The sequence below is a fragment of the Streptomyces sp. 63XJN7_1_ISO-PGPR-S23-121 genome, assembly GCF_056173025.1.
The window spans coordinates 74,961-90,591 of sequence record NZ_CM149653.1 but is presented as its reverse complement, the minus strand read 5'-3'; the positions used below and the strand labels follow the sequence as shown (position 1 = coordinate 90,591).

General features: G+C 70.3%; 10 protein-coding genes and 2 pseudogenes. 8 read left to right on the top strand and 4 right to left on the bottom strand.

Annotated features, from left to right (window positions below; translation table 11 throughout):
• The first annotated feature begins 123 nt into the window (after positions 1-123).
• From metG to AC0VYN_RS00390, 4 genes and pseudogenes are all read left to right on the top strand, one after another.
• On the top strand, positions 124-1,740 hold the full coding sequence (gene metG, locus AC0VYN_RS00405; RefSeq protein ID WP_386919573.1) for a methionine--tRNA ligase: 1,617 nt from the start codon (positions 124-126) through the stop codon (positions 1,738-1,740).
• Positions 1,741-1,943: 203 nt separating this feature from the next.
• A pseudogene (locus tag AC0VYN_RS00400) lies at positions 1,944-2,817 on the top strand (hypothetical protein).
• A gap of 274 nt (positions 2,818-3,091) precedes the next feature.
• The gene (locus AC0VYN_RS00395; RefSeq protein ID WP_381843608.1) at positions 3,092-3,457 is read left to right on the top strand and encodes a PH domain-containing protein; all 366 of its coding nucleotides are present in this window, start codon (positions 3,092-3,094) and stop codon (positions 3,455-3,457) included.
• A gap of 598 nt (positions 3,458-4,055) precedes the next feature.
• Positions 4,056-4,932 (top strand): annotated as a pseudogene (locus tag AC0VYN_RS00390) (helix-turn-helix domain-containing protein).
• A 56-nt stretch (positions 4,933-4,988) separates the two neighbouring features.
• On the opposite strand, the gene aspS reads toward AC0VYN_RS00390, so the two are convergent.
• Complete coding sequence (gene aspS / locus AC0VYN_RS00385; RefSeq protein ID WP_475534280.1) at positions 4,989-6,752, bottom strand: aspartate--tRNA ligase; 1,764 nt, start codon at positions 6,750-6,752, stop codon at positions 4,989-4,991.
• A 194-nt stretch (positions 6,753-6,946) separates the two neighbouring features.
• Here aspS and AC0VYN_RS00380 point away from each other — a divergent pair, with 194 nt between their 5' ends.
• The gene (locus AC0VYN_RS00380; RefSeq protein ID WP_475534279.1) at positions 6,947-9,124 is read left to right on the top strand and encodes a SpoIIE family protein phosphatase; all 2,178 of its coding nucleotides are present in this window, start codon (positions 6,947-6,949) and stop codon (positions 9,122-9,124) included.
• Here the strand turns inward: AC0VYN_RS00380 and AC0VYN_RS00375 are convergent.
• The 3 genes from AC0VYN_RS00375 to AC0VYN_RS00365 form a co-directional block, all read right to left on the bottom strand.
• Entirely contained in the window at positions 9,043-10,140 is a 1,098-nt protein-coding gene (locus tag AC0VYN_RS00375; protein ID WP_475534278.1) for an AI-2E family transporter, read from the bottom strand. The two genes, AC0VYN_RS00380 and AC0VYN_RS00375, sit on opposite strands and share 82 nt — an antisense overlap.
• Before the next feature lie 79 nt (positions 10,141-10,219).
• On the bottom strand, positions 10,220-11,197 hold the full coding sequence (locus AC0VYN_RS00370; RefSeq protein ID WP_475534277.1) for a pirin family protein: 978 nt from the start codon (positions 11,195-11,197) through the stop codon (positions 10,220-10,222).
• 114 nt (positions 11,198-11,311) lie between these two features.
• Positions 11,312-11,779 (bottom strand): SseB family protein, encoded by a 468-nt coding sequence (locus AC0VYN_RS00365; RefSeq protein WP_189230111.1) that lies wholly within the window; start codon positions 11,777-11,779, stop codon positions 11,312-11,314.
• Positions 11,780-11,929: 150 nt separating this feature from the next.
• Here AC0VYN_RS00365 and AC0VYN_RS00360 point away from each other — a divergent pair, with 150 nt between their 5' ends.
• From AC0VYN_RS00360 to AC0VYN_RS00350, 3 genes are all read left to right on the top strand, one after another.
• Complete coding sequence (locus AC0VYN_RS00360) at positions 11,930-13,756, top strand: acyl-CoA dehydrogenase (RefSeq protein ID WP_475537048.1); 1,827 nt, start codon at positions 11,930-11,932, stop codon at positions 13,754-13,756.
• A 132-nt stretch (positions 13,757-13,888) separates the two neighbouring features.
• Positions 13,889-15,187, top strand: a complete 1,299-nt coding sequence (locus tag AC0VYN_RS00355) for a M18 family aminopeptidase (protein WP_475534276.1) — start codon at positions 13,889-13,891, stop codon at positions 15,185-15,187.
• Between the two features lie 136 nt (positions 15,188-15,323).
• Complete coding sequence (locus tag AC0VYN_RS00350; RefSeq protein WP_385468819.1) at positions 15,324-15,575, top strand: DUF6458 family protein; 252 nt, start codon at positions 15,324-15,326, stop codon at positions 15,573-15,575.
• Positions 15,576-15,631 lie beyond the last annotated feature (56 nt).

Below are 15,631 nucleotides of genomic sequence, written 5' to 3'. Positions count from 1 at the left end.
GTCACCGGGCGCACCGGGAGCGTCACTCCGGGGGGCGGACAGGGGCGGGCAGCCTGGCCCGCCCCTGTCCGCCCCCCGGAACGCGTGTGAGCCGATCTCCGTCGGGCCAGTAGGATTTCGACCATGGCGGCCACTGGAACCGAGAAGCAGGGTGGCAAGGCGTTCTACGTCAGCACCCCCATCTACTACGTCAACGACGCTCCTCACCTGGGCCACGCCTATACGACCGTCGCAGGCGACGTGCTCACCCGCTGGCACCGCCAGCGCGGCGAGAAGGTGTGGTACCTCACCGGCACGGACGAGCACGGTCAGAAGATCATGCGCACCGCGGAGGCGAACGGCGTCAGCCCGCAGCAGTGGGCCGACAAGCTCGTCACCGAGGCGTGGAAGCCTCTCTGGGAGCACCTGGAGATCGCGAACGACGACTTCATCCGCACCACGCAGAAGCGGCACACCGACCGCGTCCAGGAGTTCGTGCAGGACCTGTACGACCGGGGCGAGATCTACAAGGGCGGCTACGAGGGCCCGTACTGCGTGGGCTGCGAGGAGTACAAGCTCCCCGGCGAGCTGCTCGACGGCGAGGGCGAGTACGCGGGCCAGAAGCTGTGCCCGATCCACAAGAAGCCGGTGGAGATCCTCAGCGAGGAGAACTACTTCTTCAAGCTCAGCGAGTACAGCGAGAAGCTGCTCGCGCACTACGAGGCCAACCCGGGCTTCATCCAGCCCGAGTCCGCGCGCAACGAGGTCGTGAACTTCGTCCGCCAGGGCCTCCAGGACCTCTCCATCTCCCGCTCGACGTTCGACTGGGGCGTGCCGGTCCCCTGGGACGACAAGCACGTCATCTACGTGTGGGTCGACGCCCTGCTGAACTACGCCACGGCGGTCGGCTACAACGAGAACCCGGAGAAGTTCGAGTCGACGTTCCCCGCCGACGTGCACCTGGTCGGCAAGGACATCCTCCGCTTCCACGCGATCATCTGGCCGGCGATGCTGATGGCGCAGGGCCTGCCCCTGCCGGGGAAGATCGCCGCGAACGGCTGGCTGATGGTCGGCGGCGAGAAGATGAGCAAGTCCAACCTGACCGGCATCAAGCCGCAGGACCTGACCTCGCACTTCGGCGTGGACGCGTACCGCTGGTACTTCCTGCGCGCGATCGCGTTCGGCCAGGACGGCTCGTTCTCCTGGGAGGACTTCTCGGCCCGCTACACCAGCGAGCTGGCCAACGACTACGGCAACCTCGCGTCCCGTGTCGCGGCCATGGTCGGCAAGTACTTCGGCGGCGCGCTGCCGGAGGCGACGGCCGACGGGGAGGCCGAGAAGGCGGTCCAGGACGGTCTGGCCAAGGCCGTGGCGCTCGCCGACCGGAAGATCGGCGAGGAGCTGGACTTCCAGGGCGGCATCCTAGCCGTCTTCGACTTCGTCAAGCAGGTCAACGGCTACATCACCGAGCAGGAGCCCTGGAAGGTCGCGAAGGACGACTCGCCGGAGGGCAAGGCCCGCCTGGCGACGATCCTCTACACGGCCGCGGAGTCCCTGCGCGCGGTGGCGGTCCTGCTCAACCCGGTCATGCCGGAGACGTCCCAGAAGCTCTGGGACTCCCTCGGCGCGGAGGCCGGCCTCGGCGCGCTCGCCGACCAGAAGGTCCAGGAGGCCGGCACCTGGGGCGTCCTGCCCGCCGGCTCGACCGTCACCAAGGGCGCGGTCCTCTTCCCGCGTCTCGAGGAGAAGCCGACCGCGTAGGACGCAAGCCGAACGTCCAGAGGCCCGGGAACGACGCGTTCCCGGGCCTCCGCGCTGCGTGCCGGGCAAACACGCCGGACACACTCGTCCGAGTGAACATCATCAACTGGGCTGGGTACGCCACCGGTTGACTCACCTAGGCTCAGCGTTCGCCGCCTTCCTGGCCCACCGTTCCTCCGTCCCTTCACCTCCCGGGAACTCCCATGGTCAGCTCGCCCCACGAGGCGATGCACCGCATCTTCCAGCAGCATCCGGGTCTCTTCTCCGGAGTGTCCGAGGTCCTCGGCATCGACTTTCCCTCCGCCCACCTCGATCACCGTCCTGCCCAACGACCTCACGGAGACGAGTCCCGTCGAACGCCGCGTGGACACCCTCCTGCGGCTGGACGCGGAGGAGGGCGAGCCGCTGCTCCTGGCGGTCGAGGCACAGGGCCGGAAGGACCCGGACAAGCCCGCCATCTGGGCGTACTACGCTTCGTACCTGCTCACGAAGTACCGGCTGCAGCCGCTTCTGCTGGTCGTCTGCCAGGACCGCAGCACGGCTGAATGGGCCGCGCGCGAGGTCAGCTTCGGTCCTCGTCAGTGGCCCCTGCTGACGCTGCGGCCGCTGGTCGCGGGACCGCACAACATGCCGGTGATCACCGACCCGGCCGAAGTCCGCAAGGACCTCGCCCTCGCCACGCTGTCCGCGATCACCCACGCGACGCATCCGGACGCCGGGGCCATACTGAAATCGATGACGACCGTCCTGCGGGACACACCGCAGAACATCGCCGACCCGATCATCGAACTCGTCGCACAAGGCCTGGGTAAGCACCCGGCCGCACAGCTGTGGAGGAAACTGGTGGCCGTGGACCTCTCCTTTTACAAGTCGCCCCTCTCCGAAGAAATCCGAGCCGAAGGCGAGGCGCGACGCGCCGCCGAGGATGTCCTGGACGTCCTGGAAGTGCGCGGCCTGGACATCCCCGACACGGTCCGGGAACGCATCACCGGTTGCGGCGACCCCGAGATCCTGCGCCACTGGCACCGGCGTGCCGTCACGGCCCCGACAGCCGAAGACCTCTTCACGGCCGAGTGACCCGAGCCATGACCGCCACTCGACTCGTCGCCGACTCCTCAGGTCCTTGGACGAGCCGGCGTTGCAGTCGACGACGAGGCTCGCCATCGCCGGCCGACTCGACCGCCACCGGCGACGCGGTCCTGCGGCGTCTCGGGGAGAAACCGACCGCGTAACGCGTCTGCCACAAGCCAGGGGCCGGGGAGAGCAAGATCTTCTCCCCGGCCCCTCGCTCTGCGAGGATCCCGTGCAGACGGCCGGTCGGCCGTCGCCACTCACGTGGGGGGACTGTTCCATGGCACTCTTCGGCAACGCGCACAGCATCGACCCGGCCCAGGCGCAGCAGGAGTACGCGCGCCTGCTCGGCCAGGGGGAGCAGGTGCACGCCGCCTACCTGCTGATCCGCGACACCATACTGTTCACCGACCGGCGCCTGCTCCTGGTCGACAAGCAGGGCATCACCGGCAAGAAGACCGAGTACCACTCCATCCCGTACCGCAGCATCACGCACTTCGCGGTGGAGACGGCCGGCCACTTCGACCTCGACGCCGAGCTGAAGATCTGGCTCTCGGGCAGCGCGGCCCCGATCCAGAAGACCTTCACCAAGGGCGTCGACATCTACGAGGTCCAGGCAATCCTGACCCAGTTCGTGGCCCGCTAGACGTCGCGAGGAAGCGCCGTACGGCACGTGCCCCCACCCGTCGGGGACCGGGTGGGGGCACGTGCCGTCGAGGGGTCAGCTTCCGGACGCGTACGTCACGAAGTCCGCCCACGCCTCCCGGCCGAGGGCGACACCGACATGCGCGGGCCCCTCCGTCGTGCCGCCTCGTACCAGCCACGCCCTACCCGTGGACGCCGCTCCGGCAGGCCGGGACACCACCGGACAAGGACCGGACAGTCACCACGTGCGCCCAGAGCGTCACCATCACGGTAGGCACATCCAGCCCCGCCGAGTACGCCGATCCGCCCCGTCCACCCCGCAACCACCGGCACCCGACGACCCACGCTCCGGTCCGACCTGCGCTCCCCATGCACTACTCACCGGGGAGAAAGGACCCCACCAAGCCCCACCCCTCCCTCCCGCCGGGCAGGCTCACTCCCGCGAGTGAATATGCCAAGTGGGCTGGTTTCGTGACCGGTTGCCTGCTTTACGCTCATCGCGAGCAGTGCAAGACGACCCCCAGACATGCGACGGCCCTCGCCGGGACTGGCATCCCAGTGCGAGGGCCTGACCACCGAGGAAGACAAGGCCCTTCCCGATGGATACCGAAAACCCTAGCGCGCCCTCGCGCGCCCGGTCCCGTATCGCGCGTAAGAACCACCCCGACGGGAAGCCGTTCGCCGGCGTCACCCACGACCACGTCCGCCACACCGAGAACTTCAGAGCTGTCCGGGCTCGCCATCGGGCTCGCCTGCTACATCCAGTCCGTGCGGCCGGGCACCGCCGTCGACATCAAGACGCTCGCCGCCCGCTTCCCGGAGGGACCCACCCGGATCGCTTCCGCCCTGAACGAACTCGAGGCGCACGGCTACCTGATCCGCAGCCGCGAGCGCACCGCCACCGGCCGGATCGTCACGCGCACGGTCTCGTGCAACAGGCCCGGTCACCGCGCCGCCCGGGAGACGGCACCCCGCAGGACCGCCCGGCGCACGACCCCCGACGAGTCCGCGCCACGCAAGCGCCTCCCGGCGGTCCCCCAACCGTCGCGCCCCTGGCCCGCCCTCCTCCAGACAGCCGCCGAGGTCCTCACCGGCCTGCGCCGCCACGATCCCCGCCTGCTCCTGTCCGCCACCGACGCCGAACACCTCGCGCCGGGCGTCGCCGCCTGGCTGGAACGCGAGGTCACCCCCACCGCCGTACGCCACGCCCTGACCACGAACCTGCCGGAAGAGCCTCTGACCCGCCCGGCCGCCCTCCTCGCCCACCGCCTGGCCGCCCAGCTTCCGCCTCCACCGCCGTTCCGGCCCGCGCCCTCACCGGTCCCCGAGCCCCGCCACCCCCTCCAGACCTGCGACGGGTGCGACCGCGCGTTCCGGGCCCCTCAGCCGGGCCGATGCCGCGACTGCCGCCCCGGCCCGTCCACGAATGCCGCCCCGGCGTGCGTGACGGGCACCGACGGCTCCGAGGTGTCATGACGACGAAGGGCCCGCCGACGGAGTCGCTCCGTCGGCGGGCCCTTCCGGCCGTCCGCCTACTTCGGCTGCGGCTTGCGCACCGTCAGGTGCAGCTCCTTTAGCCGAGCCTCCTCCAGCTCCGTCGGCGCGCCCATCATCAGGTCCTGTGCGTTGCCGTTGAGCGGGAAGGCGATGGTCTCGCGGATGTTCGGCTCGTCGGCGAGGAGCATGACGATGCGGTCGACGCCGGGCGCGATGCCGCCGTGCGGCGGGGCGCCGAAGCGGAACGCGCGGAGCATGCCGGCGAACTTCTCCTCGACCGTCTCACGGTCGTAGCCCGCGATCTCGAACGCCTTGAGCATGATCTCCGGCTCGTGGTTCCGGATCGCGCCCGAGGACAGCTCGACGCCATTGCAGACGATGTCGTACTGCCAGCCCAGGATGTCCAGCGGGTCCTGGGTCTCCAGGGCCTCCAGACCGCCCTGCGGCATCGAGAACGGGTTGTGCGAAAAGTCGATCGCGCCGGTCTCCTCGTCCTTCTCGTACATCGGGAAGTCGACGATCCAGCAGAAGCGGAAGACGTCCTCCTCGAAGTGGCCGGCGCGCTTGGCGGCCTCGACCCGCACCGCGCCCATGATCTTCGAGACCTCGTCGAACTCGCCCGCGCCGAAGAACACCGCGTGCCCGGCGGCCAGCGACAGGCGCTTGGTCAGCTCGGCGACGTTCTCCTCGGTCAGGAACTTCGCGATCGGGCCGGACAGCGTGCCGTCCTCGCCGACGCGGACCCAGGCCAGGCCCTTGGCACCCTGCGAGACGGCGTAGTCACCCAGCTGGTCGAAGAACTTGCGCGGCTGGCCGGAGACGTCCGGCACCGCCAGGGCCCGCACGTGCTTACCGGCGAATGCCTTGAACTCCGAGCCCTCGAAGACGTCGGTGATGTCGACGAGCTCCAGCTTGGCCCGCAGGTCCGGCTTGTCGGAGCCGTACTTCAGCATCGCCTCGCGGAACGGGATCCGCGGGAACGGCGACGTCACGTGACGGCCGTTGCCGAACTCCTCGAACAGCTCGGTCATGAGCTTCTCGATCGGCTGGAAGACGTCCTCCTGCTCGACGAAGCTCATCTCCACGTCGAGCTGGTAGAACTCGCCCGGCGAGCGGTCCGCGCGGGCGTCCTCGTCGCGGAAGCAGGGCGCGATCTGGAAGTAGCGGTCGAAGCCGGAGATCATCAGCAGCTGCTTGAACTGCTGCGGGGCCTGCGGCAGCGCGTAGAACTTGCCGGGGTTCAGACGGGACGGGACCACGAAGTCACGGGCGCCCTCCGGGGAGGTGGCGCTCAGGATCGGCGTCGCCATCTCGTTGAAGCCCAGCGCCGTCATCTTGTGACGGATCGCCGAGATGACCGACGTGCGCAGCATGATGTTGCGGTGCATGCGCTCACGGCGCAGGTCCAGGAAGCGGTACTCCAGGCGCCGCTCCTCGTTGACCCCGTCCTCGGCGTTGATGGTGAAGGGCAGCGGCTGGGCCGCGCCGAGCAGCTCGACCTCGCCCACCTCGACCTCGACCTCACCGGTGGGCAGGTCGGGGTTGACGTTCTCGGCACCGCGGGAGACGACCTTGCCGTCGACCCGAACGGTCGATTCCTTGGTCAGCTTGTCCAGCGCCTCGTACGCCTCGGTACCGGGCCGGGCGACGAGCTGCGTGATGCCGTAGTGATCGCGCAGATCGATGAAGAGGATGCCGCCCAGGTCGCGCCGATTGTGCAGCCAGCCACTCAGTCGGACGTCGGTGCCGACGTCAGAGGAGCGGAGCTCGCCGCAGGTGTGGGACCTGTACCGATGCATCGTCGTTCATCCAGTCTTCGCGGATCGGGGGGCCGTGTCCCACGGATCTCACGGGGCTCACCTGGCGTGGTCTCGCGGTCCGTGTTTCACGTGAAACAACCCCCAGCGTACCGGGGACCCACGGCTCGATTCCTCACCAATACCGCCGGGGCGCGCGGTGGCAGCCTTCGATCACCTCTTCTTACAGTGGGGCAATGCGCACTGGCGAGTCCCTGCCCGAGGTGGGGGAGGTCCTCACCGCCCTCGCGACCGGCCTCTGGCACTGGGACACCGCCGCCGGAGAGGTCACGGTCGACGCGGAGGCCGCCCGGCTGCTCGGGCTGCCCGCCCGGGCGGGCAGGCTTCCCGAGGCCCGGGTGCGGGCGCGGATGCACCCGGTGGACTGGAACGAGGTCACCGAGGTGGTCCAGCGGGCCGTCGTCGACAACACGCTCGCCGAGGTGCGTATCCGGATCATGGACGAGCGCGGCCACCACGTCCGGGTGGTGCGCAGCCGTTCCAAACCGTCCTACGACCGCGCGCGCAAGGCCTACGAGCTGATCGGCACGCTCCAGGAGGTCGCCGAGCCGACCCCCGGCACGCCCGCGGGACGCAGCGCGGTGACCGGCGACTGGCGCCGCTCGCGGGAGGCGTTCCTGCTGGACGCGGGCCGGGCGCTGGCCGAGGCACGCTCCACCGAGGAGGTGCTGCGGGTGGCCGCGGGCCTGGCGATGCCCGGGTTCTCGCCGGACGGCCTCGCGGTGTTCGGGGTGTCGGGCGACCGCCTGACGGTCATCGGCCACCACGGCCAGCCGCAGAACGACATGGACCCGTTCGTGGCCATGCCGCTGGACACCGACTACCCGGCCGCCGAGGTGGTCCGCACCGGCGGTGCCGTCTACCTCTCCTCCCCCGAGCAGTACCGCTCCCGCTACCCGATCACCTGGCCGCTCGCCGAGCGCTTCGGCCGCAGCTCCTGGGCCTTCCTGCCGCTGGTCGCCGGGGGACGCACCATGGGCGCCTGGATGGCCGCGTTCACCTACCCCGTCGCCTTCACCCCGGACGAGCGGTCGGTGCTGACCACCGTGGCCCGGATGCTGGCGCAGGCGCTGTCCCGGGCGGGCGCCGCCGACACCCAGCGGGAGCTGACCGACGGACTGCAGCGCACCATGCTGCCCGCGCTGGGGCCGCAGATCCCCGGCGTGAACATCGCCGCCCGCTACGTCCCCACCGGGGGCGGGCTCCAGGTCGGCGGCGACTGGTATGACATGATCCCGCTGCCCCGGGGGCGCTTCGCCCTGGTCATCGGCGACGTCCAGGGGCACGACGTGCGGGCCGCCGGGCTGATGGGCCAGCTCCGCATCGCCCTGCGCGCCTACGCGTCGGAGGGCCACCCCCCCGACGCGGTGCTCTCCCGGGCCTCCCACTTCTTCCACAGCCTGGCCGACTCCGCCGAGGACTCCGACGACCCCCGCTTCGCGACCTGCTTCTACGCGGAGGTGGACCCGGCCACCGGCGTCGTGGAGAGCGCCCGCGCGGGCCACCTGGAGCCCGTGGTGCGGATGACCGACGGCACGGCGCTGATCCTCGCCACCGAGGGCGGGCTGCCGCTCGGTGTCGACCCGGACTCCGACTACCCGACCTCCCGGCTCGCCCTGGAACCGGGCGACACCCTGATGCTGTGCACGGACGGACTGGTCGAGACGGGCGGCCACGACCTCCAGACGGGCTGGCACCGCCTGCGGGTCGTCCTGGAGGAGCACGAGGGCGACCTGGAGGAGATGGCCGACGCACTCGTCCAGGCGGTGCACGGGCCGTCCTCGCACCACACCACCGGTCCCCTGATCGACCGGCGGGAGGACGACATCGCCCTAGTGCTGCTGTGCTGGCAGGACGAGAGCTGCGGGCGCGGCGTCAGCACGGTCGCCCGGCCTCCCGTGCGGCGCACGATGCTGACGGTCGAGCAGGCCGAGCCCGAGCGGATCGCCGTCGCCCGGCAGCATCTGCGGGACCTGCTCCACGACTGGCCCGACGAGGAGCAGCGGGACGCGGCCGTCCTGCTGCTGTCCGAGGTGCTGACGAACGTCCTCGTCCACACCGACGCCGACGCGCTGCTGGTCGCCGAGGTCGGCGGGAAGCCGGGCGAGCGGTACATCCGGGTGGAGGTCACCGACAGCGGCGACGACCTGCCGCACAAGCGCCGGCCGGGGGAGATGGCGTCCTCGGGACGCGGCCTGATGCTGATCGAGCTGCTCTCGGACGCGTGGGGCGTCGCCCCACGCGGCGAGGGCAAGAGCATCTGGTTCGAGTTCTACGAGTCCCCGGACGGCGGCGGATCCGGGGAGGAGCCGGGCCCCGCCTTCGGATTCATGGAGGCTTCGGAGGCCGAGTAGCGGATCTGGAGCTCGTGGACGACCCCGACCGCCGCGGCGGTGAGCGGGACGGCCAGCAGCATGCCGAGGATGCCCGCCACCGACGCCCCCGCGGTCAGGGCCAGCAGCACGACCGCCGGATGCATCTGCACGGTCCGGCTCTGGATCATCGGCTGGAGCACGTGCCCCTCCAGCACCTGCACGGCCAGCACCACCCCGAGGGCCCACAGCGCGATGACGAACCCGCGGTCGGCGAGCGCGACCAGCACGGCGACCGTGCCGGAGATGAAGGCGCCGAGGTAGGGGATGTAGGCGCCGACGAAGACCAGCGCGCCGAGCCCGATCGCGCCGGGCACGCGGAGCACCAGCAGCCCCACGGTGATGCAGACGGCGTCGATGAGGGCGATGAGGGTGGTGCCCCGCATGAAACCCTCGACGGCCCCGAAGGCCCGCCGGGCCATCGCCTCGACCGTGTCGGCGCTCCGCCGGGGGACGACGGAGCGCAGCGTGCCGACGGCGCGGTCGGAGTCGCGCAGGAAGAAGAAGACGAGCAGCAGCGCCAGGACCGCCATGGCCAGCATCTCGCCGGCCACGCTCACCCCGGTGATCACCCCGGAGGCGGCCGTGCCGCCGAACTTGCCCAGCAGCTCGCGCGAGTTCGACGCGAGGTCGTCCAGTGAGGTCCCGGCCGCCCCGAAGTGGTCGGCGACGCCCCGTGCCGCGTCCTTGAGCGAGGCGACGATCTGGTCGCCGGTGTCGACCAGCGCGGCGACCACGATGTACACGGCCCCGCCGACCACGGCCACGACGGCGACGCAGGTCAGCCCCGCGGCCAGGGACCGCTGGACGTGCGCCTTCACCAGCCGCCGGTGCAGCGGCCTGAGCAGGGCGGTGCCGAGCAGCGCGAGCAGGGCCGGCGTCACCGCGGTGCGGAGCTCGACGCACAGCCGGACCGCGACGAGGACGACACCGGAGGCGAGCAGGACGACGGCGCACCACGCGGCGAAACGGCGGACCGGACCGGGAAGCAGGTGCACCGCTCCAGCCGATCACGCGCCGGGCGGGCTGTCCTGTGCGGACGGCCCGCCCGGGTGAGGGCACTCGGCCGTACGGCCGTCAGGCGCCGGGGCCCTCGGCGGACATGCCGTGCACCGCCGGGACGGTGCCCAGCCGGCCCTTCTGGAAGTCCTCGAAGGCCTGCATCAGCTCGTCCTTGGTGTTCATGACGAACGGGCCGTAGTGGGCCATGGGCTCACGGATCGGGCGTCCGCCCAGGAGGACGATTTCGAGGTCGGGGGTGTGCGAGTCCTGCTTCTCGTCCGCGCGGACGGTCAGCGACCCGCCGGCCCCGAACACCGCCGTCTGGCCCAGGTGGACCGGGCGGCGTTCCGCGCCCACCGAGCCCTTGCCCGCCATGACGTACGCGAGGCCGTTGAAGTCCTCCCGCCAGGGCAGCGTGACCTCGGCGCCCGGCGCGAGCGTGGCGTGGACCATGGTGATCGGCGTGTGCGTGATGCCGGGGCCCTCGTGACCGCCCAGCTCACCGGCGATGACGCGCAGCAGCGCGCCGCCGTCGGGCGAGGTGAGCAGCTGCACCGAGCCGCTGCGGATGTCCTGGTAGCGCGGGGCCATCATCTTGTCCTTGGCCGGGAGGTTCACCCACAGCTGGAGGCCGTGGAAGAGACCGCCGGACATGACGAGCTGCTCCGGCGGCGCCTCGATGTGCAGCAGGCCGGAGCCCGCCGTCATCCACTGGGTGTCGCCGTTGGTGATGGTGCCGCCACCGCCGTTGGAGTCCTGGTGGTCGAAGATCCCGTCGATGATGTAGGTGACGGTCTCGAAGCCGCGGTGGGGGTGCCAGGGCGTTCCCTTGGGCTCTCCGGGCGCGTACTCCACCTCGCCCATCTGGTCCATCATGATGAACGGGTCGAGATGGCGGTAGTTGATCCCGGCGAACGCGCGGCGCACCGGGAAGCCCTCGCCCTCGAAACCGCCGGGTGCGGTCGTGACGGTGAGCACGGGACGTGCCACGGCGTCGGCGGGTGCGGATACGCGGGGCAGCGTCAACGGGTTCTCGACGGTCACGGCAGGCATGTCGACCTCCTCGGGCGGTGTGCGTCCACTTTAGTTGAGCGTTGAACTTCTTGCCACCTCAAACCGAGAGAGCCCGGAGGGTATTCCCTCCGGGCTCACGGTGGCGGCAGCGGATCAGCCGTACATCCGGCGCATGGCGAAGTCGACCATCTGCTCGACGGCCTTGGCGTCGAAGACCATCCGGTGCTCGCCCTCCATGTCCAGCACGAAGCCGTAGCCGGTCGGCAGGAGGTCGATCACCTCCGCACCCGTGATCACGAAGTACTTGGACTCCTTGCCCGCGTACCGGCGCAGCTCCTTGAGCGAGGTGAACATCGGGATCACCGGCTGCTGGGTGTTGTGCAGCGCCAGGAAACCGGGGTTGTCGCCGCGCGGGCAGTAGACCTTGGAGGTGGCGAAGATCTGCTGGAAGTCCTCGGCGGCCATCTGCCCCGTGGTGAAGGCGCGCACCGCGTCCGCGAGCGAGGGCGGCGACGGCTCGGGGTACAGCGGCGGCTGCTGGCCGTACCCGCCGGACATCGGCTGCTGCGGCGGCGCGTACTGCTGCTGCTGAGGACCCGCGGTCTGGTCGTAGCCGTACATGGCGCACAGCGTAACGAGTAACGAGTCACAGATGGGCGGTGCGGGGTTGCTTCTTATTACCGACGGGTAGCATCATCGGAGCTACTAGTTGGTACGTGTATCAGGTGCGAGGAGCCAGTGCCTCGCCGATCTATCGACGGAGCCGTCGCCATGGGGCACTACAAGCCGAATCTCCGGGACATCGAGTTCAACCTCTTCGAGGTGCTCGGCCGTGACAAGGTTTACGGCACCGGCCCGTTCGCGGAGATGGACACCGACACCGCGAGGAGCGTCCTCGAGGAGCTGACCCGTCTCTCGGAGAACGAGCTTGCGGAGTCCTTCGCGGACGCCGACCGCAACCCGCCGGTCTTCGACCCGGAGACCAACACCGCACCGGTCCCCGCGTCCTTCAAGAAGAGCTACCAGGCCTTCATGGACTCCGAGTACTGGCGCCTCGGCCTGCCCGAGGAGATCGGCGGCACCACCTCCCCGCGCTCCCTCATCTGGGCCTACGCGGAGCTGATCCTCGGCGCCAACCCGGCCGTGTGGATGTACTCCTCCGGCCCGGCCTTCGCCGGCATCCTCTTCGAGGAGGGCAACGAGGTCCAGAAGCACATAGCCTCGATCGCCGTCGAGAAGCAGTGGGGCTCCACCATGGTGCTCACCGAGCCGGACGCCGGCTCGGACGTCGGCGCCGGCCGCACCAGGGCCGTGCAGCAGGAGGACGGCTCCTGGCACATCGAGGGCGTGAAGCGCTTCATCACGTCCGGCGAGCACGACATGTCGGAGAACATCCTCCACTACGTCCTCGCCCGCCCCGAGGGCGCCGGCCCCGGCACCAAGGGCCTGTCCCTCTTCCTCGTCCCGAAGTACGAGTTCGACTTCGAGACCGGCGAGCTCGGCGAGCGCAACGGCGTCTACGCCACCAACGTCGAGCACAAGATGGGCCTGAAGGCCTCCAACACCTGCGAGATGACGTTCGGCGACCGCCACCCCGCCAAGGGCTGGCTGATCGGCGACAAGCACGACGGCATCCGCCAGATGTTCCGCATCATCGAGTTCGCCCGCATGATGGTCGGCACGAAGGCGATCTCCACCCTCTCCACGGGCTACCTCAACGCCCTGGAGTACGCCAAGGAGCGCGTCCAGGGCCCCGACCTGGCGAACTTCATGGACAAGACCGCGCCCAAGGTCACCATCACGCACCACCCGGACGTCCGCCGCTCCCTCATGACGCAGAAGGCGTACGCCGAGGGCATGCGCGCGCTCGTGATGTACACCGCCTCCGTCCAGGACGAGATCCAGGTCAAGGAGGCCAATGGCGAGGACGCCTCGACCGAGCACGCCCTCAACGACCTGCTCCTGCCGATCGTCAAGGGCTACGGCTCGGAGAAGGCCTACGAGCAGCTCGCCCAGTCGCTCCAGACCTTCGGCGGCTCCGGCTTCCTGCAGGAGTACCCGATCGAGCAGTACATCCGCGACGCCAAGATCGACACCCTGTACGAGGGCACCACGGCGATCCAGGGCCAGGACTTCTTCTTCCGGAAGATCGTCCGCAACCAGGGCGCCGCGCTGAACTCGCTCGCCGAGGACATCAAGAAGTTCCTGGCGCTCGCCACCGGCGGCGAGGAGCTGTCCGGCGCCCGCGAGCACCTCGCCAAGGCCGCCGTCGAGCTGGAGGCCATCGTCGGCCTGATGCTCACCGACCTCGCGGCCACCGAGCAGGACGTCAAGAACATCTACAAGGTCGGGCTCAACACCACCCGCCTGCTGCTCGCCTCCGGCGACGTGATCATCGGCTACCTGCTCCTCAAGGGCGCGGCGATCGCCGCCGAGAAGCTGCCGACCGCGTCCGCCAAGGACAAGGCCTTCTACACCGGCAAGATCGCCGCGGCGAAGTTCTTCGCCGCGAACGTCCTGCCCGGCGTCACCCTGGCCCGCAAGGTCGCGCAGGGCGTCGAGCTGGACCTGATGGAGCTGGACGAGGCCGCCTTCTAAGGCATCCTCCGGGACGCCGCCAGGTTCCTCCGGGAACCCGGCGGGCACTCTCCACAGTCCCCACACACCCTCACGAGGGCCCGCTCCCGGCAGACGGGGAGCGGGCCCTCGCACGTCGTTAAGGTGAACCCCATGAGCGCACCCTCCCGTTTCGATCGCGGACACACCGACGACCTCCTGTCCTTCCTGGCCACGAGCCCGACGCCGTACCACGCGGTGGCGAACGCCGCCGAGCGGCTGGAGAAGGCCGGTTTCCGGCAGGTCGCGGAGACGGACGCCTGGGACGGGACGGCCGGGGGCAAGTACGTCCTTCGCGGCGGCGCGATCGTGGCCTGGTACGTCCCCGAGGGAGCCGAGCCGCACACGCCCTTCCGCATCGTCGGCGCGCACACCGACTCCCCCAACCTGCGCGTGAAGCCGCGGCCCGACAGCGGTGCGCACGGCTGGCGCCAGATCGCCGTGGAGATCTACGGCGGGCCCCTGCTGAACTCCTGGCTCGACCGCGACCTCGGACTGGCCGGCCGCCTGTCGCTGCGGGACGGCTCGACCCGGCTGATCGACGTCGCCCGGCCGCTGCTCCGCGTCCCCCAGCTCGCCATCCACATGGACCGCAACGTGTCCACCGAGGGCCTCAAGCTCGACAAGCAGCGCCACCTCCAGCCCGTGTGGGGCCTCGGCGACACCGTGCGCGACGGCGACCTCATCGCCTTCCTGGAGGAGGAGGCCGGGCTGGAGCCCGGCACGGTCACCGGCTGGGACCTCATGACCCACTCCGTGGAGCCCCCCGCGTACCTGGGCCGCGACCGGGATCTGGTGGCCGGCCCCCGCATGGACAACCTGCTGTCCGTGCACGCCGGGACCGCCGCCCTGGCCGCCGTCGCCGCCTCCGGCGCCGCCCTGCCGTACATCCCCGTGCTCGCCGCCTTCGACCACGAGGAGAACGGCTCCCAGTCGGACACCGGCGCCGACGGCCCGCTGCTCGGCGGCGTGCTGGAGCGCTCGGTGTTCGCGCGCGGCGGCTCCTACGAGGACCGGGCGCGGACCTTCGCGGCCACGGTCTGCCTGTCCTCCGACACCGGCCACGCCGTCCACCCCAACTACGCGGAGCGGCACGACCCGACGCACCACCCGCGCGTCAACGGCGGCCCCATCCTCAAGGTGAACGTCAACAACCGCTACGCCACGGACGGTTCGGGCCGCGCCGTCTTCGCCGCCGCCTGCGAGAAGGCGGACGTGCCCTTCCAGACCTTCGTCTCCAACAACTCCATGCCCTGCGGCACGACCATCGGCCCGATCACCGCGGCCCGGCACGGCATCCGCACCGTCGACATCGGCGTGGCCATCCTGTCGATGCACAGCGCCCGGGAGTTGTGCGGCGCCGACGACCCGTACCTGCTGGCGAACGCGCTGGTGGCGTTTCTGGAGGGCTGAGTCCGCCGCCCTGGCCCGCCGCCCGCTCCCGTCCGGAACGCCCCTGCACCGCATGGGTGTTCCAGCCGGGGGTATCCGGACGGAACCGGATCGACCGGAAAGCCGGACCGACCGGATCTATAAGGAGGCGACACTCATGGGCCTCGGCGGATGCATCATCCTCATCGCCGTGGGAGCCATCCTCACGTTCGCGACCGACTGGGACATGCAGGGCGTCAACCTCGACCTGGTCGGTGTCATCTTCATGATCGTCGGCCTGATCGGTGTCGCGACCTTCAGCAGCATCGCCCGGCGGCGCCGCGTCGTGATGCCGCCGGCGACCCCCGTCGTCGAGGACCGGCCCCACCACCACACGCGTGACGGCTACAGCGACGGCTACGGCGCCTGACCGGCGCCGCGCGCGACCCCGCTCAGCCTGTCGGCCTATCGTCCGCGTCCCCGGGG

Coding starts and splice junctions, on each gene's coding strand:
- AC0VYN_RS00370 (WP_475534277.1), bottom strand. CDS start 11,197: ATGCCTGCCGTGACCGTCGAGAACCCGTTGACGCTGCCCCGCGTATCC.
- metG (WP_386919573.1), top strand. CDS start 124: ATGGCGGCCACTGGAACCGAGAAGCAGGGTGGCAAGGCGTTCTACGTC.
- AC0VYN_RS00395 (WP_381843608.1), top strand. CDS start 3,092: ATGGCACTCTTCGGCAACGCGCACAGCATCGACCCGGCCCAGGCGCAG.
- AC0VYN_RS00360 (WP_475537048.1), top strand. CDS start 11,930: ATGGGGCACTACAAGCCGAATCTCCGGGACATCGAGTTCAACCTCTTC.
- AC0VYN_RS00380 (WP_475534279.1), top strand. CDS start 6,947: ATGCGCACTGGCGAGTCCCTGCCCGAGGTGGGGGAGGTCCTCACCGCC.
- AC0VYN_RS00355 (WP_475534276.1), top strand. CDS start 13,889: ATGAGCGCACCCTCCCGTTTCGATCGCGGACACACCGACGACCTCCTG.
- aspS (WP_475534280.1), bottom strand. CDS start 6,752: ATGCATCGGTACAGGTCCCACACCTGCGGCGAGCTCCGCTCCTCTGAC.
- AC0VYN_RS00350 (WP_385468819.1), top strand. CDS start 15,324: ATGGGCCTCGGCGGATGCATCATCCTCATCGCCGTGGGAGCCATCCTC.
- AC0VYN_RS00365 (WP_189230111.1), bottom strand. CDS start 11,779: ATGTACGGCTACGACCAGACCGCGGGTCCTCAGCAGCAGCAGTACGCG.